This is a genomic window from Streptomyces sp. AC627_RSS907 (genome assembly GCF_019049165.1).
The window spans coordinates 1-584 of the sequence record NZ_JAGMUE010001092.1 but is presented as its reverse complement, the minus strand read 5'-3'; the positions used below and the strand labels follow the sequence as shown (position 1 = coordinate 584).

Here is a 584-nt window from a genome sequence, read left to right as displayed (position 1 = left end):
AGCACACCGGGGGCACGGGAGGGACGGCGAAATGCGGCTCACACGCCATGCACCACGACACGAGGGGCGCACGGCAGTCGACGACGAACGCGCGGCGCACGCCACGGCGCGCGGCGCCGGTCGGCGACGGGCGGGGCGCGGCGCGCTGGTGCTGACCACCACGCTCGCGGTGATCACGACCCTGCTCGGGGTCGCCGGCTGCGGCGCCGAGGACGAGGACAGCGCGAGCACCGCCCCGATCCCCCAAACGGTGCGACTCCCCCGCCTCGACGGGCAGAAGCTCCAGGTCACCGCCGTGTGGACGGGCACCGAGCAGGAGAACTTCAGCAAGGTGCTGGCGGAGTTCGAGCGGCGCACCGGCGCCGAGGTCTCCTTCGTACCCAGCGGCGACGACATGTCCGCCTACGTCGGCTCGAAGGTCGCGGGCGGCCAGCCGCCCGACATCGCGATGCTGCAACAGGTCGGCGTGCTCCGCGAGTTCGCCGCCAAGAAGTGGATCAAGCCGATCGGCGAGGCCGGCCAGGCCCAACTGCGGAAGAACTTCGCGCGCGGCTGGCAGGACCTCGGCTCGTACGAGGGGACGC

General features: G+C 72.8%; 1 pseudogene. It reads left to right on the top strand.

Annotated elements, in window-relative coordinates:
- Positions 1-31: 31 nt before the first annotated feature.
- A pseudogene (locus KUM32_RS40445) lies at positions 32-584 on the top strand (hypothetical protein); the annotation flags it as partial.